The organism is Vibrio sp. TH_r3 (assembly GCF_033101115.1).
Lineage (GTDB): Bacteria > Pseudomonadota > Gammaproteobacteria > Enterobacterales > Vibrionaceae > Vibrio.
In genome coordinates this window covers 125,299-150,683 of the sequence record NZ_JAWMPW010000004.1, presented here as the reverse complement: position 1 = coordinate 150,683, position 25,385 = coordinate 125,299, and the positions used below count along the sequence as shown (strand labels likewise).

Annotated in this window: 23 protein-coding genes; 10 read left to right on the top strand and 13 right to left on the bottom strand. The window is 39.7% G+C overall.

The window, feature by feature from the left end; all coding sequences use genetic code 11:
* Positions 1 to 78: 78 nt before the first annotated feature.
* From R3X26_RS06125 to R3X26_RS06115, 3 genes are all read left to right on the top strand, one after another.
* Complete coding sequence (locus R3X26_RS06125) at positions 79 to 1,044, top strand: ABC transporter substrate-binding protein (protein WP_317716337.1); 966 nt, start codon at positions 79 to 81, stop codon at positions 1,042 to 1,044.
* Between the two features lie 128 nt (positions 1,045 to 1,172).
* Complete coding sequence (locus R3X26_RS06120) at positions 1,173 to 2,117, top strand: ABC transporter permease (RefSeq protein WP_317716336.1); 945 nt, start codon at positions 1,173 to 1,175, stop codon at positions 2,115 to 2,117.
* Complete coding sequence (locus tag R3X26_RS06115) at positions 2,114 to 2,908, top strand: ABC transporter ATP-binding protein (RefSeq protein WP_317716335.1); 795 nt, start codon at positions 2,114 to 2,116, stop codon at positions 2,906 to 2,908. The genes R3X26_RS06120 and R3X26_RS06115 overlap by 4 nt, the downstream gene beginning before the upstream one ends.
* Positions 2,909 to 3,053: 145 nt before the next feature.
* Here the strand turns inward: R3X26_RS06115 and dusC are convergent, their stop codons facing one another.
* Entirely contained in the window at positions 3,054 to 4,016 is a 963-nt protein-coding gene (dusC, locus tag R3X26_RS06110) for a tRNA dihydrouridine(16) synthase DusC (protein WP_317716334.1), read from the bottom strand.
* A gap of 123 nt (positions 4,017 to 4,139) precedes the next feature.
* Here dusC and R3X26_RS06105 point away from each other — a divergent pair, with 123 nt between their 5' ends.
* Positions 4,140 to 4,730: an SEC-C metal-binding domain-containing protein gene (locus R3X26_RS06105; RefSeq protein WP_317716333.1), complete on the top strand. Its 591-nt coding sequence runs from the start codon at positions 4,140 to 4,142 to the stop codon at positions 4,728 to 4,730.
* A gap of 87 nt (positions 4,731 to 4,817) precedes the next feature.
* Here the strand turns inward: R3X26_RS06105 and dsbB are convergent, their stop codons facing one another.
* Both dsbB and nhaB read right to left on the bottom strand, forming a co-directional pair.
* On the bottom strand, positions 4,818 to 5,330 hold the full coding sequence (gene dsbB / locus R3X26_RS06100; protein ID WP_317716332.1) for a disulfide bond formation protein DsbB: 513 nt from the start codon (positions 5,328 to 5,330) through the stop codon (positions 4,818 to 4,820).
* An 84-nt stretch (positions 5,331 to 5,414) separates the two neighbouring features.
* A complete protein-coding gene (nhaB, locus tag R3X26_RS06095) occupies positions 5,415 to 7,010 on the bottom strand; it encodes a Na(+)/H(+) antiporter NhaB (RefSeq protein WP_317716331.1) in 1,596 nt (531 codons plus the stop codon).
* Positions 7,011 to 7,612: 602 nt separating this feature from the next.
* Here nhaB and fadR point away from each other — a divergent pair.
* A complete protein-coding gene (gene fadR / locus R3X26_RS06090) occupies positions 7,613 to 8,452 on the top strand; it encodes a fatty acid metabolism transcriptional regulator FadR (protein WP_317716330.1) in 840 nt (279 codons plus the stop codon).
* Positions 8,453 to 8,553: 101 nt separating this feature from the next.
* Here fadR and R3X26_RS06085 read toward each other — a convergent pair whose 3' ends face one another.
* Complete coding sequence (locus R3X26_RS06085) at positions 8,554 to 9,363, bottom strand: hypothetical protein (protein WP_317716329.1); 810 nt, start codon at positions 9,361 to 9,363, stop codon at positions 8,554 to 8,556.
* A 263-nt stretch (positions 9,364 to 9,626) separates the two neighbouring features.
* Complete coding sequence (gene metG, locus R3X26_RS06080) at positions 9,627 to 11,672, bottom strand: methionine--tRNA ligase (protein ID WP_317716328.1); 2,046 nt, start codon at positions 11,670 to 11,672, stop codon at positions 9,627 to 9,629.
* Between the two features lie 219 nt (positions 11,673 to 11,891).
* Here metG and apbC point away from each other — a divergent pair, with 219 nt between their 5' ends.
* From apbC to R3X26_RS06065, 3 genes are all read left to right on the top strand, one after another.
* The gene (gene apbC, locus R3X26_RS06075; protein ID WP_317716327.1) at positions 11,892 to 12,956 is read left to right on the top strand and encodes an iron-sulfur cluster carrier protein ApbC; all 1,065 of its coding nucleotides are present in this window, start codon (positions 11,892 to 11,894) and stop codon (positions 12,954 to 12,956) included.
* A 291-nt stretch (positions 12,957 to 13,247) separates the two neighbouring features.
* Positions 13,248 to 13,889 (top strand): uridine kinase, encoded by a 642-nt coding sequence (gene udk / locus R3X26_RS06070; protein ID WP_317716326.1) that lies wholly within the window; start codon positions 13,248 to 13,250, stop codon positions 13,887 to 13,889.
* Between the two features lie 189 nt (positions 13,890 to 14,078).
* Positions 14,079 to 16,259, top strand: a complete 2,181-nt coding sequence (locus tag R3X26_RS06065; RefSeq protein ID WP_317716325.1) for an AsmA family protein — start codon at positions 14,079 to 14,081, stop codon at positions 16,257 to 16,259.
* A gap of 98 nt (positions 16,260 to 16,357) precedes the next feature.
* On the opposite strand, the gene cobO is transcribed toward R3X26_RS06065, so the two are convergent.
* The 8 genes from cobO to R3X26_RS06025 form a co-directional block, all read right to left on the bottom strand.
* A complete protein-coding gene (gene cobO / locus R3X26_RS06060; protein WP_317716324.1) occupies positions 16,358 to 16,963 on the bottom strand; it encodes a cob(I)yrinic acid a,c-diamide adenosyltransferase in 606 nt (201 codons plus the stop codon).
* 251 nt (positions 16,964 to 17,214) lie between these two features.
* On the bottom strand, positions 17,215 to 18,774 hold the full coding sequence (locus R3X26_RS06055) for a SulP family inorganic anion transporter (RefSeq protein WP_317716323.1): 1,560 nt from the start codon (positions 18,772 to 18,774) through the stop codon (positions 17,215 to 17,217).
* Between the two features lie 239 nt (positions 18,775 to 19,013).
* Complete coding sequence (locus tag R3X26_RS06050) at positions 19,014 to 19,784, bottom strand: heme ABC transporter ATP-binding protein (RefSeq protein WP_317716322.1); 771 nt, start codon at positions 19,782 to 19,784, stop codon at positions 19,014 to 19,016.
* Positions 19,784 to 20,839, bottom strand: a complete 1,056-nt coding sequence (locus tag R3X26_RS06045) for an iron ABC transporter permease (protein ID WP_317716321.1) — start codon at positions 20,837 to 20,839, stop codon at positions 19,784 to 19,786. The genes R3X26_RS06050 and R3X26_RS06045 overlap by 1 nt, the downstream gene beginning before the upstream one ends.
* A 22-nt stretch (positions 20,840 to 20,861) precedes the next feature.
* Positions 20,862 to 21,701 carry a hemin ABC transporter substrate-binding protein gene (locus tag R3X26_RS06040; protein WP_317716320.1) on the bottom strand — a complete coding sequence of 280 codons (840 nt, stop codon included), beginning with the start codon at positions 21,699 to 21,701 and terminating at the stop codon, positions 20,862 to 20,864.
* Positions 21,701 to 22,129: a biopolymer transporter ExbD gene (locus R3X26_RS06035; RefSeq protein WP_317716319.1), complete on the bottom strand. Its 429-nt coding sequence runs from the start codon at positions 22,127 to 22,129 to the stop codon at positions 21,701 to 21,703. The genes R3X26_RS06040 and R3X26_RS06035 overlap by 1 nt, the downstream gene beginning before the upstream one ends.
* The gene (locus R3X26_RS06030; RefSeq protein ID WP_317716318.1) at positions 22,126 to 22,848 is read right to left on the bottom strand and encodes a MotA/TolQ/ExbB proton channel family protein; all 723 of its coding nucleotides are present in this window, start codon (positions 22,846 to 22,848) and stop codon (positions 22,126 to 22,128) included. Before R3X26_RS06030 ends, R3X26_RS06035 begins: the two co-directional genes overlap by 4 nt.
* Before the next feature lies 1 nt (position 22,849).
* Positions 22,850 to 23,881 (bottom strand): energy transducer TonB, encoded by a 1,032-nt coding sequence (locus R3X26_RS06025; protein WP_317716317.1) that lies wholly within the window; start codon positions 23,879 to 23,881, stop codon positions 22,850 to 22,852.
* A gap of 397 nt (positions 23,882 to 24,278) precedes the next feature.
* Between R3X26_RS06025 and hutX the strand changes: the two genes are divergently transcribed.
* Positions 24,279 to 24,809: a heme utilization cystosolic carrier protein HutX gene (hutX, locus tag R3X26_RS06020; protein ID WP_317716316.1), complete on the top strand. Its 531-nt coding sequence runs from the start codon at positions 24,279 to 24,281 to the stop codon at positions 24,807 to 24,809.
* Positions 24,799 to 25,323 carry a heme utilization protein HutZ gene (gene hutZ, locus R3X26_RS06015; RefSeq protein WP_317716315.1) on the top strand — a complete coding sequence of 175 codons (525 nt, stop codon included), beginning with the start codon at positions 24,799 to 24,801 and terminating at the stop codon, positions 25,321 to 25,323. Before hutX ends, hutZ begins: the two co-directional genes overlap by 11 nt.
* Positions 25,324 to 25,385: the final 62 nt, after the last annotated feature.

Here is a 25,385-nt window from a genome sequence, read left to right as displayed (position 1 = left end):
ACAAATACGTACAAGTCAAAAACAAAAATAATTTAAGCACAGTTTTGCGCTAAAAATATTGCTAATCAAGGAGTTAAGATGAAAGCAGGTAAAATTATTGCGACTGCAGTTATGGCGGGAGCCGCGTTGCTCTCTTCTACGGGTGTTATTGCTAAAACAGCCAAAGTTGCTGTTTCTCAAATTGTTGAACATCCGGCACTGGATGCTACTCGTCAAGGACTTTTGGATGGACTAAAAGCCCAAGGTTACGAAGAAGGTAAAAATTTAGAATTTGATTTTAAAACAGCACAAGGTAATCCAGCTATTGCTGTTCAAATTGCGCGCCAGTATGTTGGTGAACGTCCTGATGTATTGGTAGGTATTGCAACGCCTACTGCACAAGCACTTGTCGCAGCTACTCGCGATCTTCCTATCGTGTTTACTGCGGTAACGGACCCTGTTGGCGCTAAATTGGTAAGTAATGCAGAAAAACCAGGCAAAAATGTAACGGGTCTTTCTGATTTGTCACCAATTGCGCAACACGTAGAATTGATTAAAGAGTTGCTACCAGATGCGAAAACGGTTGGCGTAGTTTACAATCCAGGCGAATCAAACTCCGTTAGTTTAATGAAGTTGTTAAAAGAAAGCCTTGCTGCTAATGGGTTAGAGTTAGTTGAAGCGACAGCACTTAAGAGTGCCGATGTTCAAAGTGCAACTCAAGCGATCTCAGCTAAATCTGACGTGATTTACGCTATGATAGACAATACAGTCGCCAGTGCTATTGAAGGTATGACTATTGCCGCTAACCAAGCAAGTACACCAGTATTTGCGGCTACTACAACGTACATCGAAGCCGGTGCAATTGCAGCACTTGGCTTTGATTATTATCAAATAGGCGTACAAACAGCAGACTACGTGGTGGCTATTCTTGAAGGTCAAAATCCAGGGGATATTCCAGTACGTGTAGCGAAAGGTTCAGATCTTATCGTTAATAAAACAGTAGCAGACAAACTTGGCATTGCTATTCCTCAATCGGTACTAGATCGCGCCACGGATGTTAAGTAACTCTGTTTCGATAGTGTAATGTTGTAACAGGTCAAAGAAACACCTTTCGACCAATCTATGCAAGATTGGTCGAAAGTTTTTTACTAACGAAAAATTATAACGTTGGTACAAGCAGAAAAGGAGCATGTATGTCTGCTTTTGCATTTTTTGGGGCGCTAGAAATAGGCTTGATTTATGGGTTAGTTGCGCTGGGCGTATATTTAACGTTTAGAGTACTCGATTTCCCAGATCTTACTGTGGATGGCAGTTTCCCTATGGGAGCAGCGGTTGCTGCTACAGGTATTGTTGCAGGCTTAGATCCTTGGCTGTCTACTTTTTTAGCGATTATTGCAGCTAGTGCTACTGGTTGGGTAACCGCATTTTTAGCCGTACGTTGTGGTATTTTGCACTTGTTGGCTTCTATACTAACGATGATTGCTGCGTTCTCTATTAATATTCGTATTATGGGCCGTCCAAATATTGCCTTGCTGGGTTCGGATACTATTCTTACACCGTTTGAAGCGTACGGTGACTCAATGTATGTCAGACCGATTTTAGTCGGTGTGTTAGTTCTCATTTCTGCTTGGTTTGTGATCCGCTTATTAAATAGTGATTTTGGCTTAGGTTTACGTGCAACTGGTGTGAATGCACGTATGGTTAAAGCGCAAGGGGCAAGCACCGCATTTTATACTTATTTTTGTCTAGCTTTATCTAACGGTTTTGTTGGCTTCGCTGGCGCGTTATTTGCTCAAACCAACAGTTTTGCCGACGTGACTTCAGGGACAGGCACCATTGTTGTCGGTTTAGCTGCAGTTATACTGGGGCAAACGTTAATTCCTGGAAGAAAAATATGGATGGCTGTTGTAGCCGTTATTATTGGTTCTGTCTTATATCGTTTAGCGGTGGCATTTGCTTTGAGCTCAGGAATGTTTGGTTTGCAAGCATCGGACTTAAATCTAGTCACTGCGGTATTGGTTGCGGCAGCCTTAATTGCACCAAGAGTCAAGAGCAATTTAAAAGCCAAAAAGTCGCGTGCGCCGACTGACGATAGCAGTGCATCTCAAGGTAAAAAAGAATCAGGAGATGTTGCATGATTCATTTAGAAAACATACAAGTTACTTTTAATCCTGGAACCGTTTTAGAAAATAAAGCACTCAGAAGTGTGTCTGTTGAGGTACCTGAGCACCAATTTTTAACCGTTATTGGCTCAAATGGCGCAGGTAAGTCTACTTTACTTGGTGCCGTAACAGGCGAGACACCAATGGTCGGCGGAAGAGTTCGTATTGATGATTTAGATGTGACTAACCAAAGAGTTGACCAACGAGCCAGTCAGTGCGCTCGTGTATTTCAGGACCCATTGGCTGGGACATGTGGTGATTTGACCATAGAAGAGAACATGGCGCTTGCTTACATGCGTGGCAAACGCAGAGGGTGGGCACGTTCGATTTCTTCTCAGCGTAAAAAATTATTTCAAGAACGTATCAGCATCTTAGGCTTAGGTTTAGAAGATCGATTAAGCGATAATATTGGCCTACTTTCTGGTGGTCAGCGTCAAGCAGTGAGCTTGGTAATGGCGACACTGTCAGACAGTAAATTATTGCTGCTTGATGAGCATACTGCTGCACTAGACCCAAGAATGGCAGCATTTGTTCTTGAGCTGACTCAAACGGTTGTTAAAGAGTTTAATTTAACTGTGATGATGGTGACGCACTCAATGAAAGATGCTTTGGCATATGGTGATCGAACTATTATGCTGCATCAAGGTAAAATCGTACTAGATGTCGCAGGCGAACAGCGATCCAACATGGCCGTGCCTGATTTATTAGAGATGTTTTCTAAAGTACGTGGTGAAGAACTAACGGATGATAGTTTATTGTTAAGTTAAGTTCGTTGTACTTGTATCTATACAAAAACCCCTCTGTTAATAGAGGGGTTTTTGTATTTTACTAGTATTTTAATATTTAATTTTTTGGTTGAAAGGCGGTAGCTCGTTGTTATGATCTAACCAGATTATGTAATCACAAATCACGTTACATAGGATTTTTTATGCCAAGTTTGTTCTGATATTTCTCGATGTAAGCAACGATCGGATCAGCTGTTTTATAGGTTCTAATATCTCTGAATAAGTTATCTGCTTCATTGTATTGATTACGTAAATAGTTTAGCCACTGCTTTACTCTGTTAGGGTAATATAAGCCTTTATCACCTTTCATTTCGTATTGAGAATACTTAAGTAATAGCTCCACCACCTCAGACCAAGCCATGGCAGGATGGTTGTATTTAACCACATTACCTAAATTGGGTATGTTAAATGCTCCTCGGCAGACCATTAAAGAATCGATACCGGTGGTTGCGATGCAATTCTGCCCGTCTTGGTAATTCCAAATTTCACCATTGGCGATAATAGGTATCGAGAATCTATCTTTCACCTGCTTAATATATGGCCACTTAATTTCACTAGCTTTGTATCCTCCCACTTTTGTTCGAGCATGGATAGTGATCTCATTTGCACCAGCTTGTTCAATCGCATCGACTATTTCAAAACAGTCTTCTGGGTTTTCCCAACCAAGGCGAATTTTGGCCGTCACTGGAATATTACTTGGCACCGCGTCACGGCAGGCTCTAACTACCTTATGAATTAATTCCGGTTCTTTTAACAGTGCTGCACCGCCTCTACTTCTATTAACTAATCTGGCGGGGCAGCCAAAATTTAAGTCAATGCCTTTTGCACCAAAGCTTACCGCTTGCACGGCATTTTCCGCCATCCAATTCGGTTCTTGACCAAGTAATTGGACAAAAACGGGTGTACCGGATTTGGTTGTCGCATTGGTGGTTAATTCCGGACATAAGCGAGTAAAAACATGTTCTGGCAGCTTTCGATCAACTACTCGTATAAATTCAGTTACACAGAGATCATAATCATTGATTTCCGTCAGGATCTCGCGCATCAAATGATCTAGCACGCCCTCCATTGGGCCTAGTATTACTCGCATATTTTGGGCTTATCTATAGTCAAAGAGCGAGCATTCTATCCGTTATTTATTATTACATCTACTTATCTCTAGATGGCTTTTCATATACTCTTGCTCTATTGAACTCAATGTAGAATAAATATTATGCAAACAATTGAATTACCCCAAGACTGGCAAGGTGAGTCTGCTATTTTTATAGAAGGTGCTATTTTAGCGGCAAATTTAGCCGTGAAACCTTTAGAGCCAGAACATTGGTGTCAACAAGTTGGAGTAGATAAAGAGCAAGCAACGGTATTATTAGTCCCTAGGATAAATCAACAATACAATATGTTAAAGCGTAGTGAATACTCACTACTCAATCTTGATAAGTCACAGCTAGCTGATTTTGCAGAAGGTTTTATGTCTGTTTGGCCGACCATAGAAGTGCAGTATCAAGAAATACAGTTACTCGATAGCACTCTACGTATGCTGCAAGCGTTACTTACTACATTCATGCTTGCGATTGATGAGCAACAAACCCAGCAGCAGATGAGAGAATCAGGAATTGACAATCCGCCCAGCTTACACGACTTGTTACCTCAACTGGATGTTATGCTAACGGAAGTGGCGTTGGCTGCAGATGAGCAGCTGATCGGAACGAAAGGACAGAGTGTCAACCCATATAAAAATATTGGTAGAAATGATATCTGTCCATGCGGTTCGGGAAAGAAATTTAAGCTGTGTTGTGGCAAATAAGTGATTGAATGAGGCACTTAGTCGCTTTTCCACCACAATAAAGTAAAGCACCTATTCACTGGTAAAAGTTGGTGAATAGGTTAATTTTTAACGTTTTGTATTAAAGCATTGCGATAAAGCGATAATGCATGAAATTGCAAAACTGGTAGCAAAAATAACCACTAACCATTGTGGCATAGAAAGGGTTACGAACTGCCATACTACTTCGCTACAACTACCTGTGGCTTCAAAAAAGCTAGGTAACCACTTATTTAATGGCGCCCAATCTGGGAAAAGTAGTGGTGAACAAGTGGCGAAAATGTTGTTTTGATAGCTAACATGTTCTAAAGCCAACAGTAACCCTTTTAATGATGTCGCGCCCCAGGCTAAAATTCCCAACCAGCGAAACAGTATAATTTGTGGGTTAATAGCAGCAAATAATGCCGAAATACCTATCCCAATCATAGCGATCCTTTCGTAGATACACATCACGCACGGATCTAGCGCCATTAGGTGTTGAAAGGTGTAGGCACAAGCAATAAAAAACACGATAAAGAAAAACAGCAAAAGCCAAGATAAACGTGTCTTAGAAAAAGTATTTAAAGCAGAAAAAAAATTCACCTATTAAATCCCTAATGTAGAAAATAAAAAAGCTCTGATTAGTCAGAGCTTTTTATACTGAATAAGTTCAGTGGTCAATAAATATTAGTGATGGCCCACAGCAGAAACGGCTGAGTTAGCGGCTTCTGCAGCATGATGCGTTAACCAACCTAAATCGTACATCCAAGCAGTCATAGGATCGAGTAAGAAAGTTATTCCGCCTAAACCAACTAACGCTAGAACAATGGTATATGGGAATGCCATCACTACCATTCGGCCATAAGAAAGGCGAATAAGTGGAGCCAATGCTGATGTTAATAAAAATAAGAATGCTGCTTGGCCATTTGGCGTTGCAACTGACGGTAAGTTAGTTCCGGTATTAATCGCGACTGCGAGTAAATCGAATTGATCTCGACTAATAACACCGTTATTCAATGCACTCTTCACTTCGTTGATATAAACCGTGCCGACAAACACATTATCAGAAACCATGGATAATAAGCCATTGGCAACATAGAACATGCTTAATTGCTGGCTTCCTTCCATTGCTAATACACCGTTTATAATTGGTCCAAACAAATGCTGGTCAATGATAACCGCAACCACTGCAAAGAAGACCGCTAGTAAAGCAGTAAAGGGGAGAGCCTCTTCAAATGCTTTGCCTAATGCATGTTCTTCAATCACACCCGTAAACGCGGTAGCTAGAATAATAACAGAAAGGCCGATCAAACCAACGGAAGCTAAATGCAGTGCTAAACCAATAATTAACCAAACAGCGATAAGACCTTGTATATATAATTTAGCGACATCTTGCTTAGTACGTTTTCTTTTTTCTTCTTGATCATAGTCGTTCAAAATAGTGCGAACGCGATCGGGTAACTGAGCGCCATAGCCGAAAACACTGAATTTTTCGACTAATGCACAAGTGATTAATCCACAGATAAATACCGGTAATGTTACTGGTAGCATACGAACGATAAATTCACCAAATAACCATCCTGCTTGGTCAGCGATAATTAGGTTTTGCGGCTCGCCGACCATAGTTGTTACTCCGCCAAGAGCGGTACCAACACCTGCATGCATAAGCAATGAGCGTAAAAATGAACGATAGTTCTCTAAGTCATCACGAGTTAATTCTGTAAAGTGTTCATCTGTAGTGTGGTCATGTGCTGGATTGGTTCCTTTACCAGAGGCGACTTTGTGATAGATCGAATAAAACCCAATAGCAACACTAATAACGACAGCAATGACGGTCAAGGCATCTAAGAAGGCAGACAGAAAAGCAGCCGTAAAGCAAAAAGCCATAGATAGTAATACTTTAGAACGTATGCCGAGCAATATTTTAGTAAATATGAACAACAATAGCTGCTTCATAAAATAGATACCCGCTACCATGAACACGAGCAGCAGCAAAACTTCTAAATTATTAGCCAACTCATGCATAACTAACTCAGGTGTTGTCATACCTATCGCAATTGCTTCAATTGCAAGCAACCCTCCTGGTTGAAGAGGGTAACACTTTAATGCCATTGCTAGAGTGAATATGAATTCAGCAACAAGCATCCAACCCGCAACGAATGGGCTTACATAAAAAAAGACAATAGGGTTAATAATGAGAAAAGCTATGATGGCAACTTTATACCAGTCTGGCGCTTTACCGAGAAAATTCTTGATCAAAGCGTTCCCGAGTGAAATCGGCATGTTAATACTCTTACAATTTAATAAGTTTTTGATCTTATGCTTGTTTTTATTATGCGTATAAAACGCACGTCTCTATTTGTTACCTAGCGATGAGAACAAGGGTATGTCGGCTTAAAGTAAGCCGTTTGATATTTAACAAGCACTTCCTATTTTAAACTGATAGTATTGTTAATTAATAGTGTAAATCAATAATACAAATATATTTAAGTTATTGATTTCATAAATTCTATATAAGTGTCAGTTCAAAACCTCACATAGCATACCATGTAAGTTACGTTTTTTTACAATTTTATTAGCATGTTGAATTTCTGTTTAAAAAAATGATTTACCTCCATAAAACTTATTATTTTACAATGAATTATAGGTGAAAATTAAAGTTTACTCGCTATAAGCAACAAGTGATATATAAACGGTGTTTTGATCAATTATACGTTTCTATGATTTAGATCATATTTATGGACATAATAGAATTAACCTAGCAAGCTTTAACAAAATTTTAACAAATTCATGAATCAAACAAATTTTTCGGATTTCGTTCAGCGAGTAACTAGTGGTATGATGAGTTATATGACATTACAATAATTATTCGGATATAAAACTTCATGGTTATAAAGGCAAAAAGTCCAGCAGGCTTTGCTGAAAAATATATAATTGAAAGCATCTGGAATGGCCGTTTCGCCCCAGGTTCTATATTGCCTGCAGAACGCGAACTATCAGAGCTGATTGGAGTAACAAGAACGACGCTCAGAGAAGTATTGCAACGCTTAGCTCGTGATGGTTGGCTTACTATTCAGCATGGTAAACCTACTAAAGTGAATCAATTTATGGAGACATCTAGTCTACATATTCTCGATACTTTAATGACCTTGGACTCTGAAAATGCAACCAGTATTGTAGAAGACTTATTAGCCGCTCGTTCTAATATTAGCCCTATATTCATGCGTTATGCTTTTAAAGCGAATAAAGATAGTTCAGAGAAAACCATCCGTAGAGTCATCAGTTCTTGTGAAGAACTTTTATCGGCCAAGAACTGGGATGCGTTTATTGAAGCTTCACCTTATGGTGAAAAAATCAGCCAAAATGTCAAAGACGATGGCGAAAAAAATGAAGCTTTACGCGAATCATTGTTAACTGCTAAAACTTTTAATTATTATGATTATATGCTGTTTCAACGTTTGGCTTTCCATTCTGGTAATCAGATATATGGATTAATTTTTAACGGATTGAAAAAGCTATATGATCGCGTTGGAAACTTTTATTTTTCTAACCCAGATGCACGAGAGCTAGCCTTAAATTTCTATCGTCAATTACTAGAGGTTTGTGAAAACGGTGATAGGGACCGCTTACCAGTACTGATTCGCAGTTATGGTTTAGAAAGTGCTCAAATATGGAATCAAATGAAAACCTCACTTCCTGCTAATTTTACTGAAGACGATCACTAATTAGGAACGTCATAAATCAAAAATAGTTCATCAATTTAAAAACCCGCATGTGAGCGGGTTTTTAATGGTCACTCCATTTATTCAAAGTATCTGTGATTTACTTAAATCGATAATACTAGTTTTGGTAATGGTTCATAAATGTTTTCTGCTATCTCAGTTAGTATGCAGTCATAACAATTAAAAATGACCAATGAAGCGTCAGTAGACATTTTATAAAGTTGGTCATTAGTGTAATCGAGTGTACTCGAATCAGACAGTTCCTCTAATTGTTTACACACCAAAGAACAGGCTGGTGAAGCAACTGCTGTTGGGCTAATTAAAGCCAACTGGTTTAAACGTCGTGTTACCGTTGAAGAATGAAGTTGCAGGCGTGAAAAGCCATTTTGGGTTTCGGCATCCTGTATCGTTAATCTGAATTGGGTCAAAGCTTCCAAGCTATCGATGATTTGTTGCCATTTCAGATTATATTCATCACTTAGATCGGTTTTTTGTGCCTCAATTAACCATGCTAAAACAACCTCATCTATTAAAAATAAGCAGTGACGAATGGAGCGGCCATGCGCCATTTGATTTTGACTAACTGTTAACGTCTCCCACTCAGAAAGTAATTTCTTTAACTTTGAATGTAAGATTCGGTAGATAGGTTTGTTGTCAAAATGCGCCTGATTAATCACACTTTCACAAGCAGACATCATTTTTTGCTCGATTAAATCAATTTCGTCGTTTCGTAGATTGTTATGTTGAAGAATTTTGTGACTAGCACTTCTATGCTGACGACAAAGTGTTACCAGTGCTCTTAAATCCGATACCATGTCATATTTACGTTGGAAACTGGCATCGCGACTTTGTGAGGACCAATACATAATCCCCAAGATTAATATTGAGAGTAGAATGGCGATAAGTACGATCATAAACGCTCCTTAGTCGTGTACCACTTAATAAGTATATGCAGTTATAATGCCATGAATAATACATTTAAAAACAGTCGGTTAGTTTTTTAAAATTGAGTTCGTAAGCTCGACGATGGTGCATACTGCTCTGAAGTGGGGACATATGGATACACAGAATAGCGACTGAAAAAAAGCAGGCCATATACTATATGGCCTGCTTTTTACTATCTATTGATCAATTGATTTATTGGTCGAATTAATGATAAGGAAGAAGAATGCAACCGTTACATAACGCGCATACCTGGTTTAGCACCATCATGTGGTTCTAAGATCCATAGATCTTTCCCTCCCGGTCCTGCGGCTAATACCATGCCTTCAGACATGCCAAATTTCATTTTACGCGGTTTCAAGTTGGCCACCATTACCGTATGTTTACCGATAAGGTCCTCAGGTCTATAAGCTGATTTTATTCCCGCAAATACCTGTCTGGTGTCTCCGCCGATATCAAGTTCAAGTTTGAGTAGCTTATTGGCTTTCGGCACTTCTTCGCATGAAACGATTTTAGCTATTCTTAGATCAACTTTGGCGAAATCATCGAACTCAATTTCGCTTGCAACTGGCTCTTTATCTAATTCGCTTGCTGGTGCTGCTGATTTCTCTTTTTCAGCTTGCTCTTTGGCCGCATCTTGCTTTGATGCTTCGATCATTGTCTCAACTTTTTTAGGATCGATACGGCTGAATAGTGCCTTAAATTTAGTTATTTCATGATCGACAAGAGGGGTTGCTATTCCTTGCCAAGTCAGCTCTTGGTTTAAAAACGCTTCTGTTCGTGCAGCAAGTTCCGGCATAACAGGTTTCAAATACGTCATGAGAACTCTGAATAGGTTAATACCTACCGAACAAATATCTTGCAGTTCTTTATCTTTACCTTCCTGTTTGGCTATAACCCAAGGTGCTTTTTCATCTACGTATTGGTTTGCTTTGTCTGCTAAAGCGGTAATCTCTCTGATCGCACGACTAAACTCACGATCTTCGAACTGCTGTGCAATTTTATCGGCTGCTTGAGCAAATTCTGCATACAGTTCAGGCTCTGCAAAAGTGCTAGACAGTTTTCCTGCAAAACGTTTTGTAATAAAGCCTGCATTTCTTGAGGCGAGATTAACTATTTTGTTAACGACATCAGCGTTTACACGTTGAGTAAAGTCATCTAGATTTAAATCTAAATCATCAATGCGGCTATTTAGTTTGGCAGCGTAATAGTAACGTAAACACTCTGGATCTAAATGTTCAAGGTAAGTCGCCGCTTTAATAAATGTCCCTTTTGACTTAGACATTTTAGCGCCATTGACCGTTACATAACCATGTACGAACACATTATTTGGTTTTCTGAATCCTGAGCCATCTAACACTGCCGGCCAAAATAGGCTATGGAAGTACACAATATCTTTACCAATAAAGTGATACAGTTCAGTGCTACTATCTTTGCCCCAATATTCGTCAAAATCTAGGTCATCACGTCGTTTACATAGATTTTTGAACGACCCCATATAGCCAATTGGTGCATCAAGCCACACATAGAAAAATTTATTTTTCTCACCTGGGATTTCAAAACCAAAATAGGGTGCATCACGAGATATATCCCATTGTTGGAGACCCGACTCAAACCATTCTTGCATTTTATTTGCAGTTTCTGTTTGCAGTGAACCTGAACGAGTCCAAGTTTTTAGCATGCTTTCAAATTGAGGTAAGTCGAAGAAAAAATGCTCAGACTCTTTCATTATCGGTGTCGCACCAGATACCGCAGACTTAGGGTTAATTAAGTCCGTTGGACTGTATGTTTCACCGCAGTTATCACAGTTATCACCATATTGATCTTCTGATTTACATTTTGGGCATGTGCCTTTTACAAAACGATCAGGTAAAAACATCTCTTTTTCAGGATCATATAATTGTGAAATGGTTCTGCTGGTTATGAAGCCATTTTCTTTTAGACGTTTATAGATTAGAAAAGAAATTTCGCGATTCTCGTCGCTGTGCGTGCTGTGATAATTATCGAAACTAATATCAAAGCCATTGAAATCTTTTTGGTGTTCTTCACTAACGGCAGCGATCATTTCTTCTGGGGTTATCCCCATCTGCTGTGCCTTAAGCATAATTGGCGTGCCGTGAGCATCGTCTGCGCAGATAAAGTTTACTGTGTTGCCTCGTAATCGTTGGTAACGAACCCAAATATCAGCTTGGATATGCTCAAGCATATGGCCAAGGTGGATTGAACCGTTAGCGTACGGAAGGGCACAAGTTACCAAAAGTTTTCTTGGATCAGTTGCCATACTTAATAATTCGCTTTAATTGGAAGATGAAATGAGATGCTAATGTTACCTTATGCAGACTATTACTCCAACAGTGGAAACATTTATTCCGTGATATTTTTAGGCTTTAGCTGACCGAGTTGCAGTGTTAGCATATAAGAAACTAATGAAATTAGCGTCAATGACGTCACTATTGATTAATTTCTATGTCCAAGTGCTTAAATCTTTAGGAGAAAATGTATGTCTAATGCTCAGTCAAAGCAGCAATTGTGTGATTGGTTGAATCACTTTCAGCATCCTTTATTGATTGAAGGTTGGGCGGAAGTCAATTCGATAGTAAAAATTCTCAAAAATGGTTCGATTTCTATCCAATTGCCTTTTTATTCCAAGGATTTGCAGACTTCATTGAAACGTTGGATAGAAAATGAAGATATTGATAGCAACACTATTAATGTCTCTGTAAATGTCGCCAGAATGGAAACGGTCGTGAAATCGGAATTGTCGGACGTAAAAAATATCATTGCTGTTACGTCTGCCAAGGGTGGCGTAGGTAAATCAACTACCGCGGTAAATCTAGCGTTAGCATTGCGTGCGCAAGGAGCGGACGTTGGATTACTCGATGCGGACATTTATGGTCCATCTGTACCAATGATGCTAGGTAAAGAAGACGAAAGGCCAGACGTTAGAGATAATCAGTTTATGATTCCAATAGAATCATTTGGTCTCTATACCAATTCCATTGGCTACCTAGTAGACAAAGCAGAAGCGGCAATTTGGCGTGGTCCTATGGCATCTAAAGCACTGGGACAGCTGCTGAATGAAACCGATTGGCCAGAACTGGATTATCTCGTTATCGACATGCCACCCGGTACTGGTGATGTGCAATTGACTCTGTCACAAAATATTGCGGTGACAGGTTCTATTATCGTAACCACACCGCAAGATTTAGCTTTAGCTGATGTGCGAAAGGGACTGGCTATGTTTGAGAAGGTTGACGTGCCAGTGATTGGAATTGTTGAGAATATGAGTTACCACATTTGTAGCCATTGTGGTGAAAAAGAACATATATTTGGCACTAATGGTGCGGAGAAAGTGGCCCAAGAGTTTGGTCAGAATCTGCTGGCTCAAGTTCCTTTGCATATTTCTATGCGTGAAGATATTGACGCAGGAAAACCAACCGTTGTGGCTAGGCCAGAAGGTGAACATACGCAAATTTATTTGCAAATGGCAGAAAAAATTGCCAGTACACTATTTTGGAGTGGCCGAGTCCAACCGGAACATATCCCGTTAACCAACTTAAGTTAGCCATAAGGTTATTATTCATGATGTTGATTATGGTGAAATAACGTCTTAATTTGACCCATTAATTAGTAACTAGTGTTCATTAGATGCGTCATTTTCATAAGGTACGTACAGAGGCGGAATTTCACCAAGGCTTTGGTTTAGTATGAGTAATTGGTGGAGAAATGAAAGATTAACTCGGTGTTGGCATAATTTTATACTGTATTACTTAAATCTCTTGCTACAAATCCTAGTATCTCAGGCAACTAAACTTTATAATCGTCGGGTTTATTCCATTATCCCCAAGTGTTGGTCATGTCTGAAATAAGTAATTGCGTCATTGTTGGTATTGCTGGTGCGTCTGCGTCTGGAAAAAGTCTAATCGCTAGTACGATTTATAAAGAACTAAAAGCTAAGGTTGGTGATCATCAGATCGGAGTAATTACCGAAGATTGTTACTATAAAGATCAAAGTAATTTAAGCATGGAGGAGCGGATTAAGACCAATTACGATCATCCTAACGCGCTTGATCATGATTTATTGTGTGACCATTTAGAACAATTGATGTCAGGCAATACGGTAGAAATCCCCGAGTACAGTTATACTGAACATACTCGAGTTGAAGAAACTACCACCTTCACGCCTAAGAAAGTCATCATTTTAGAAGGCATTCTGTTGTTAACAGAACCTCGTCTTCGCGCCTTAATGCATGCTTCTATTTTTATGGATACACCGCTTGATATCTGCTTACTTAGACGCTTAACCCGCGATGTGCAAGAGCGTGATAGAACCATGGAATCGGTACTAAAGCAATATCAAAAAACAGTGCGCCCGATGTTTATGCAATTTATTGAACCATCAAAGCAATATGCAGATATTATCGTTCCTCGTGGTGGGAAAAACAGAATAGCTATCGATGTACTCAAAGCTCATATAGCTAAGCTATTGAACTCTTAAAAATAAGAAATTGAACATTATTTTGACGTTCAGTTAGCATATATATGTTTATATATTAATAATATGTAGTTGAAAGAGTGGCACGTTATGTGCCATTTTTTGTCTTAAAGAAATAGATCGTGTTTATATTATTGTTAGATATCTTTAAGGTGATGTAAATCTCCTCAATTTTTGTAAAGGGAAATGTGAATGAAGAAGTTGCTATTGATTATAGGCATTCCAGTTTTTGTCATTATTGTTGCCGTAGCTGCATTATTACTGTTTGTTGACCCAAATCAGTTTAAACCACTAATAGTCGAACAAACCAAAGAACAAACAGGAATGGATTTAGTTATCGATGGAGATATCGCTTGGAAAATTTTTCCGTCATTAGGGTTAAGTTTAGGTAAAACTGAGCTAAAAAATCCAGAAGGGTTCACAAATGAAAATTTATTAAAAATTGATGCTATTGGTGTGAATGTATCGGTAATGCCTTTATTGGATAAAGAGCTGTTTATCGGCCAAGTTACGCTTGATGGTGCTGAAATTTACCTTGAAACTAAAAAAGATGGTTCTAGTAATTTAGACGCCCTAACTCAACAATCGACAGAGGTAGAATCTCAGTCAACGTCTGAGTCTACGGTCAATGCGAGCTCGGACGCAGAGCAGCAGGATGTAACAGAAACAACGGAGTCATGGACGGTTAATCTTGCGGGTGTTGAGATTACTAACGCTTTATTAGAAATTCAGGATGATTCGACAGGCAGCTATACCAAGCTTTATGATGTTGGTTTATCGGTTTCCGAATTCGCCTTCGATCAATGGACGACAGTCCAATTTTCCGCGAAAGGGAAAAACAATCAACAAACGTTTGCTGCAGAAGGTGAGGCGGAAGTCACTTTAAGTCAAGATTTAGCGAATTATCAGTTACGTAATATCGAAGTGAACTCAAGCTTTAGTGATCCTACTACGGATATCTCTAGCGTAAAAATAGAGTTAGATACCTTTGCTTTCGATCAAGACAACCCACTGAAATTGAGTGTTCAGGGTAACGCTGCTGATATGGATATCGATCTGTCTTTAACCACGACTCTCAGTGTTGATAAAGCGATTAGCATGGTTCAATTGAAGGCTATTGACCTCGATTCAACCTTTGAAGGCAGTGCGTTGCCACAGTCTCCAATGAATGTTACCAGTCAATCTGATTTTACGTTTGACCTCGAGCAATCATTAATCTCCTTAGATCTAGACAAACTTACTTTGAATGATATCCAACTCGATGGCAACACCTCTGTGAAGCTGATGGATATTCCTCAGATACGTTTTACTTTGCATAGTCCGAATATCGATTTAGATCAATTTCTTGGTTTGAATAACCAACAACAAGAGACGAGTTCTTCTGATACCGCAGAGGCAAGTTCATCAACTGCGAGTACTTCAAATAAGGCAGAAGTAGAACCTGATTTAAGTGCGTTGGAGACGCTAGACGTCAAAGGTAAAATTGCTATCGATAAATTTAAAGCCAGTAACGCCACGATGCAGGACGTTCTGACTGAATTCACTGTAAACCGAGGCGTAGCTGATTTGAATTCATTTACGTCCAACTTATATCAAGGGTCTATTAAAGCCTCAGCTCAACTGGATGCTAGAAATACACCAGCGAGTTACTGGGCTAAAAAACAGATTAAGGGTGTTGAAGTATTACCATTACTAATCGATGTTGCGGATAACGATATGTTATCTGGAACAGGGAATATCGATGTAGACGTAAAAGGTAAAAGCCTGACCCAAAGTGGCATTAAGCAGAATTTATCTGGTGTTGTAAAAATTAACTTTGCTGATGGTGCAGTTAACGGGATCAATGTTGCGCAAGTAATTCGAGTTAATTACGCGAAAATAAAAGGTCAAAGCGTTGATGAAACGGTAACAGAAGAGAAGAAAACGGACTTCAGTGCATTAACCGCGACTTTGAACTTAGCAAAAGGCGTAATGACGACGAATGACTTTTCCGCTTCTTCACCATTATTGAGAATTAGCGGTGAAGGGGATGTCAATTATATTCAAGAGACTATGGATTTACTATTAAATACCTCATTGGTTGGCAGCTTAGAAGGTCAAGGTGGTGAAGGTGTTGATGATCTTAAAGATATTACCATTCCAGTACGTGTTTATAACCAATGGGCCGATCCAAAATATAAAGTAGAGTTTGATCAACTATGGAAGCAACTGGAATCCGAAAAGAAAGAAGAGTTGAAGAAAAAAGCTGAAGAAGCGAAACAAGAATTAGAAGAGAAAGCACAAAAAGAGATTAATAGAGCATTGGGTGACGCTGTTTCTGGTGGTGATGCAAAAGAAATTACAGATAAGTTACTCAAAGGTTTGTTTAATTAGTTTTGCCTGTCAGCTCGTTGTGATTATTTATCATAACGAGCCTGACCATCTTTCTACGTTAAAGTAAATCAAACCTAATGAATTTCAAACCTAATGAATTACCAGTCGACCCCTTTTCGTGCTTTAACTCCAGATTCAAAAGCGTGTTTAATATTTTTGACTTCTGATACGGTGTCGGCTAGTTCAATCAAAGAACGGTGGGCCGCTCGTCCGGTAATAATGACAGATTGTTCGGTTGGGCGAGCTTGTAATGCCTCTAATACTTCGTCGAGGTCGATATAACCGTAGGTGACCATATAGGTCAGTTCGTCAAATAAAATAACGTCAATTGATTCATCTTTAAGCATGCGCTTGCATTCTTTCCATACCTGTTGGGCGGCAACGGTATCTGCTTCTTTGTCTTGGGTATTCCAAGTAAAACCTGTGGCCATTACCTGAAATTCAACCCCAAGCTTTTCTAATAGGTTTTTTTCACCGTTATCCCAAGTACCTTTAATAAATTGTGCAACTGCGCAACGTTGATCGTGGCCAACTGCGCGAGCAATGGTACCAAAACCCGATGTGCTTTTGCCTTTTCCATTCCCGGTAATAACAAGCAATAACCCTTTTTCTGTTTGAGCTGCTTTTACCTTAGAATCGATATTCTCTTTTACTTTTTGTTGACGAGCTTTGTATCGATCATCCTTTGCTTGATTAGTGCTCATTCTAGGTAATCCTTTCAGTTGTCGTTAGTTCACAGTAATTATATTACTTGCTGCCAATAGATGGCTACTTAGTTGCTATCATAAAACAATAAGGTATAGGGAAAAACCTTAAATAATAGAGGTGACTGTGTATTTTACAGATTCGATATATAACGTCACCTTAGTATAAGCCAAGAATAAAAAAGGGCTGAGTTATTAGATACTCAGCCCTTACAATACTAATTAGGTGCTTCATTCACTTTCGTGCGTGATTAACCTGCTAGAAGGTCGGTTGCCACTTTGTAGCTTGGATCTTCTTTGACGTTAATTTCAATCAAGCTCCCTGCTTTTTCAAGTAAATTACGGCAGTCTGGGCTTAAATGTCTTAAATGAAGAGTTTTACCTTGTGCAGTATAACGCTCGGCGACGGTTTCAATTGCTTCTATAGCTGAGTGGTCTGCTACGCGAGAATTAGCGAAGTCAACAATAACGTCTTTAGGGTCATTTTTCGCATCAAACAATTCTAGAAAGTTAGCTGCAGAACCAAAGAAGATAGGCCCATTGATATGGTATTCTTTCGAACCTTCAGCATTAATGCGACTGCTAGCATAAATGTGTTTAGCATGTTGCCAAGCAAACATTAATGCTGAAGCGATAACGCCTACTGCGACAGCAATGGCTAGGTCAGTCATTACTGTTACAACTGTGACTAAAACGATAACAAAGAAATCTTGTTTTGGTACACGACGTGCCAATTTAAATGTTGCCCATTCAAATGTACCAATAACTACCATGAACATTACACCAACTAGTGCAGATAATGGGATCATTTCAATAAGAGCCGATGCGAAAAGGATGAAAAATAGTAATGCTATGGCTGCTGTGATACCGGAAAGGCGACCACGACCACCTGAATTAACATTGATCATAGACTGGCCAATCATGGCACAACCACCCATAGCGCCAAAAACAGAGCATGTCATGTTGGCGATACCTTGACCGACACATTCGCGGTTAGCTTGTCCACGTGTGTTGGTCATTTCATCAATCACCGTTAAGGTTAATAGTGATTCTATCAAGCCTATTGCGGCTAAAATAATCGCATATGGTAGAATAATTTGTAACGTTTCGAAATTAAATGGCACCATTGGAACAGAGAAGGTTGGTAAGCTACCCGCTAGCGTTGCTGCTTCATCACCCGACATGGTACGAAGGAAATCAACGACAGTACGAGTATCTAGTCCAAGCAATTGAACAATTAAGGTCACCGTTACAATCGCAACTAATGAAGACGGTACGGCTGTAGTGAATTTCGGTAGAAAATGAATAATCGCCATCGTCAGCAAAATAAGACCAAGCATGATCGCCATTTGGTCACCGGGTAGCCACGAAAGCACGCCATTAATGTCAGGTGCTTTAAATTGGCCTAGCTGAGCCAAAAATATCACAATTGCGAGACCGTTCACGAAGCCTATCATTACAGGATGTGGCACCATACGGATAAATTTCCCTAAACGGAAAATCCCGGCGGAGACTTGAAATGCTCCGGCCAATAAAATCGCAGCAAATAGATATTGCACGCCGTGAGTAGCCACAAGGCTAACCATTACTACGGCCATTGCGCCCGTTGCACCAGAGATCATGCCAGGACGACCACCAAATACCGAGGTAATCAAACCAACAATAAAGGCAGCATAAAGGCCAACCATTGGGTCAACACCAGCAACAAAGGCAAAAGCAACTGCCTCAGGGACTAGGGCTAAGGCAACCGTCAGGCCAGAGAGCATGTCATTTTTAACTGACTGCCCAGAAAATTTTGGAAATTCAAACATTTTAGCTCAGTATATTTGCGAATAGATAAATTTAACCAATCGCGTTTGCAAATAAAGCTAAATATTTTGAAGCAAAAGGGTGCTTTAGCGCAATGTGATCGGATTCAATTAAGAATGGCGAATCGTACAGAATAGTGTGATTGACTTCAAGAATTAATGCAATTTCGAGCTGCGAAATTAATAGTATAAGTGGTACAGACTAAGGCCAATATTGTCTGCATTATTGGCCTTAGTCGAGGCTAGGTTAATATAACCGGATGACCTCGTTCTGGATGCGCGATTATTTTAGCCGGCCATTGATAGACTTCTGCTATCTTTTCCTTTGTTAACGTATCCCATGGATTACCGTCTGCGACTAATTTACCTTCATTTAAGATTAAAATTCTATCAGCGTATTGCGCTGCTAGGTTTAGGTCGTGCATAACCGTGATAACGCTTGCGCCTTCTTGTGTTAAGGATTTTGCTAATGCTAACGTTTTATGCTGATGGGATAAATCCAGTGCAGAGGTCGGTTCATCTAACAGTAATACTTTCTTATCCTTACTTTGTGCTAGCTGGGTAAGTACGCGCGCCAAATGTACTCGCTGTTTTTCACCACCGGATAAACTCGGGTAAAGGCGATCAGCTAAATGCAATACATCCGTTTCACTCATGTACTGAGAGGCAATATCCGCCACTTCTTTTTGGCTCGCTTTTAGCGTTAAACCGCCAAGCTCGATTACTTCTCGTACCGAAAAATTAAACGTCAGTGTACTGGACTGAGGTAATACGCCAAGATGCTTAGCTAAATCAGCCGGTTTCCATTGACTGGAATCTTGGCCAAAGTAGCGTACCTCACCTGTTGATGGCCATTCCTTGGTAATCAGTTTTAATAAGCTACTTTTACCGGTACCATTTGGACCCAATAATATGGTTAATTCAGACGAGTGGAAATCCAACGAGATATTATCCAGAATCAGCTTATCACCCAATTTGAGATGAAAATTATTTAACGAGATTGTCGGTTCCATTACAGGCGCCCTCGCTGCTTAATTAATAACCAAATAAAGAAAGGCGAGCCAATTAATGCGGTCACGATGCCAACAGGCATATCTAACGGCGCCACCACGGTTCTAGCGATAATGTCAGCAATTAACAACAATAAAGCACCTATAATCATTGATAGTGGTAACAAAATTCGGTGATTAGGCCCTACCATCATTCGACCTAAATGAGGGACAATTAAACCTATAAAACCTATCACGCCAGAAACCGATACACAGATGCCAACACCTGCAGCAGTAAGCAATATAAGTCGACGTTTTAATGACTGCACGTTAATACCCATATGTTTTGCTTCGGGTTCGCCAAGCAGTAAAACATTGAGTTTATTTGCATCTCGATAAAATAGAGTAAACAAAATAAACAAACCAATAAGTACCATCATTACGCTATGTAAATTAGCACCGGCAAGCGAACCCATAGTCCAAAGCGACAAATCTCTTAATGCTTGGTCATCAGCAAAATAGTTCATTAAACCTAACCCAGATCCAGCTAAGGCGCTAATAGCAACTCCTGCTAGTAACATCATAGTAACTGAGGTGCCATTTGGGCTAGTACCTAAGCGATAAATAACAAATGTAGTGACGCTACCACCAACAAATGAAAACAGTGGAACGGTGCCGAATAACAGCAAGTTAGGGTATTGTTCTGCTAAGCCACCGAATAAAACAATCGCCATTGCCGCACCTAATGATGCACCTGCTGACACGCCAATAATGCCTGGGTCTGCTAATGGGTTGCGAAAGAGTCCCTGCATAACAGCCCCACACAAAGCTAAAATTGCACCAACAGAAACGGCCAGCAGTGTTCTAGGTAAACGGATTTGTTGAATAATTAAGCTAACATGCGCTGCCGCAGTACTTTCTGGCTTTAAGCTATCAGGTAGAAGAGCAAACATGCTATCGATGAAACTGATATCCATTGGGCCAATAGATATTGATAATACTATGGCCAAATAGAGCAATGAGATGCTTAGTAGCATTAATAAACGGAAAGAAACCCGTCCCGAGTTTGGTTTATTCATTTTCTATCGTCATCTCGAAATATTATTGTTTGTCTGAGTTAAATTTATCATGCAGTTGTTGAGAAAGTTGAATACTTTCTAAGCCAAATCCACCAATTAATGCGTGACTAGGTATCGATATTATCCTGCCTGGTTTATTGGCAGATGTGACTGCCAATAAAGGGAAAGCATCGATTATACCTTGGTGTCCTTGAAGGCTTTTCCAAGCTCTTTCACTGACTAGTATATAATCTGGTTGTAATGCAATTACCGCCTCTATTGATAAAGGCTTATAAGATCGAACTGAGTCCCGAGCCGGATTTAAGGCTCCCGATAAAGTGATAATTTTATCTATAGTTGTCTCTTGGCCGCCTACCGTAACAGGTCGGCCTTTACTTAGCATCATAAACATGACTTTAGGTGGCTCGGTCAAATGTTGAGAATCTAATATAGCCATTTGTTGTTGAACAGTTTTTTTTAATCCAGCCGACTTATCGGTTGTACCAGTAATATCTGCAATAATATCAATTCTTTGATACAAATCTTCAATACTATCTCCTGATGGTACCGTGAGAACGTTGACATGGGTAGCTTTAAGATTATCTATGGTTGATTCTGGTCCCATCTCCTCTGAACCAATAAGATAACTAGGATCAAGCGCGAGTAACCCTTCCGCCGATAATTGTCGATGATAGCCAACCTGAGGAATGTCACTGCCTTGTACAAAATAACGACTAGTGGTATCTACTGCCACCAGTTGGTCTTCAGCTTCGAGTGCATAAACCAGTTCAGTAATCGCCGATCCAGCACTAATAATACGCTCTTGAGCCAGAGCGGATGAGTGAACGAAAAGAAAGCTAAAAGTAATTAGTAAAAGTCTCATTATTGTTGGTTATCCATCATTATATTGGTTGCGGTGATATTGTTTTTTTGTAGAAATGCGAGCAATTTCAACATGGTGTCGACAGACGCTGATTTGTCTGCTGCAATGATGAGCATGCGCTCAGGGTTATTTTTCATTTGTTCGATAAGATCCATCGTAAATGTGTCCCAGCTATCATAAGGTGAACCATTTATTGCCCAAGATGACGGATGCTCGGTGGTTTCAGGTAATAGGTTTATTGTTAGGCTCTGTTTGTCTGGACTTGATAACACCTCACTATCAGAGGTTTGTGGAATTGACACATTCATGGTTTTAACCGGGATATTGGTGGTTAATAATAAAAATACCAAGACGATAAAAATTAAATCCAACAAAGGCGTTAAATCCGGATTTAACGAGGCTTTAGATTGAGATGTACTGGTAATCATGACGCTAAACCTTCAAGGTCTTGCTGAGTAATGTGAACCTGAGATTCGCTAGAAGAGATAGAATGGTTGAGCACTTCAGTGGCTTGTTTTTCTAGCGAAATTCCTTCTAGATAAAGATTGCAATGATTCAGGGCATGTTCGATTTTCTCGATAGAACGCTCTGCCCATAGCTGTAGAATTTGGCTGCCAAAAATTGCAGGAACCGCAATGAACAAACCGGCGGCGGTGGTCGACATAGCAAGCCCTAATCCAGCAGCGAGATCCGATGGTGCAATCGCATCAGAGGTGACTGCGAGATCTTTAAACATTTCAATTAACCCTAGAACCGTACCCAGTAAACCAATGAGTGGGCTAATAACACCAATAACCGCAAGCAGACGTAAGCCAGACGTATATTGTTGGCGCTTGTTAGTCAGCCAAATACTGACAGTTTGTTCTCGTAAGGTTTTGTTGAAATTTTTGTGAGTCAATAGCAGAGCAATTCCTTTTGACAACGTATTTTTTTTTGCCGATTGTTCTTGGATCAATTGGTTGAGTGCACTTTTATCGTTCATGTCAACCGATCTAATCTTTTTGATCAGTTTTCTAGCGGACATTTTGCTATTGGTACCAAGAAAAATAATTCTCTCTAGAAGTAGCGTGACCGTTAAAATAGACAATATGGCTAAAGGCCAAGCCATTATCCCAAGCTGGTTATTTATGGTAATTAAAAGGTTCATTTTATCTATCCAATTTGAAGGTGACCGGTATCCGAACCCGGTGAGCGATGCTGTAACCTTGTTCAACAGAAACAGTAAACTGCCAGTTTGAAATAGCGTTTAATGCGGCTTCATCTAGCGCTGAATACCCTGAAGAATCAACGATAAACTGCTTAATTTGTTGTCCTTTTTGATCGATCCAAACTTCAACGAGTACCTTACCTTGTTGTCCTCGTCTTTTAGCTAGCCGAGGGTAGCTCACTGGTGTTGGTTTAGCTTTAAACGTTGGTTTATCAAGCAATTTAGGTGTTGATGTTTGCGCAGTGTGAGCGCGGTTATTGGCCGTTGTAGAGGGGCTAGTAGTGGAATCGAAAGGTTCGGTTGTTTCATCAGTAGGTTCAGCCAGTTGATTAGCAGGCTTAAACGGTTTTTTGACAAATTGAACGGCTTCTTCTCTGTTAGTTTTTGGCGTAGCGTTTTTGCTTACAGTTTTGGTATCAACCACATTTTTATCGGTTTCCGGCACGGCTGCCACTTTGGGCGCGCTATTATTTGGCTTATTACTAGCGGTTACTTGCTTATTAATCGCGATTTCTTGTTTTAGCGATAGTGGTTTTTTTGTCGTTTGTTGCACAGATTTGGCTACAGACGGTTCTACTGGTTTCGCTATTGCTTGTTCTACTGGTTTCGCTATTGCTTGTTCTACTGGTTTCGCTATTGCTTGTTCTACTGGTTTCGCTATTGCTTGTTCTATTGGTTTCACTATTGACGATTCTACTGGCTTCACGGACGAAGGTGCTGTCGGCTCGTCCAGCGATGGTTCTGTTGATTCGGTAAACGACCGTTTTACCTCAATTGCAACGGTTGTGTTTACTGATTGTTTTACAGCGGTTTTTTCTGCAGAAGAAGGGAGCGAAACAAACTGAATGTTGATGCTTGATACCGTAGAGTCAATAGAAATGTGTGGCTCATTTTGTACGGTTTTAGCACCTAAAATAAGACTATGTAGGGCAAGAGAAATTGCGCCGAAACTCAAATATCGCTTGCCGTTCAAAATAGAATTCCTTTCATAAATCTTCTTCCTTTTTTCTGCTTGTCAGCTTCGATTCTTGAGCTCTGGCTACACATTTTTCCTACCACGATTGGTCTTAATTTTGGTTGTGTACTATTCAGCCTTAGGTGACCAAGTGCTAACTTATCTAGATTATCAATAACGGCTATATCTTATAATGATAATACGAATGAGATCAATTATCATTTACAATTAAAAAAATAAAAGATAGTATCATGCCGACAATAATCCTCATGCCTTTGATATATAGGGATTATCACTAGTAATAGTAGGGTTAAAGATGTCGTCAGTTTATATAAACGATCAATTCAAATAATCAATGAATTGAAACAGGTAGAAAAATGAAATTAAGCAAGCGGTATCGTGTGGAGAAAATAAAATGAAGCTATCCGATTCATTACAACAACTTCAAGCAAAGGTCGATCAATTAAACGAAAAAAATCCCAACGCTTCAGTGTGGGATTTAGCCAATAGCTTGAGCATTTCTGAAGGTGAGGCGGCATTAGCATTACCCAATGAGTACATAACAGCCATTGATGGGGTTGATTGCCAAGCAGTTTTGCAGCAGTTGCCTGCTTGGGGAAAAGTAACCACGATTATCCATTCTCAGGGCTCTATTTTTGAAGTAAAAGCCCCGTTTCCCCAAGGTAAAGTCGCTTATGGCTTCTACAATCTTATGGGAGGCAATGACGGCCAGCTACATGGTCATTTAAATATTGATTTGGTTACCGATATCATCTTTGTATCTAAACCATTTAAAGGTATGGAAAGTCACTTCATCGGCTTTTATGCCGATAATGGCCAGTGCGTATTTAAAGTGTATCTGGGTAGAGATAAAAAACGTCAAATTTTACCTGGTCAGATAGAGCAATTTACACAGTTGTCACAGGAGTTTATCCATGGAAAGTAAACAAGTTAGGTTGCAAAGTCGTATTGGTAATGACATCAACGAGTTTCGCCAACAGCAGAAGACGTTACAGTTAGCGAGTATTACTAAAGATGGTTTACCACATATAAGCTATAGCCCGTTTGTCTATCTTTCTGATTGTTATTATATCTTCATCAGTGATATTGCTAAACATGGTCAAAACCTAAAAATTAATCCTCAGGTTTCTATCATGATGATTGAAGATGAAGAGCAGTCAAAAAATATTTATGCGCGTAAGCGTTTAACTTTTGATACAGAGGCAAACCTAATTGCCCGTGATTCACAACATTGGCAAACCACTATCACTACATTCGAGCAGCAGTTCGGAGAAATTGTTAGTAATTTGAGCAAACTAAGTGATTTTCACTTATATCAACTGGTTCCGAAAGCCGGGCGCTTTGTCAAAGGTTTTGGACAAGCGTTCGATATTTCGGGTGCAGACCAAGTTGATGTCGTTCATCTTGATAAAGGTCATACAAAGCAGAGTAACGCATAATAATTCAGACCGATTCAAGCATTTGATCAAATAAATACATAATAAAGAAAATAAGTCAGTAA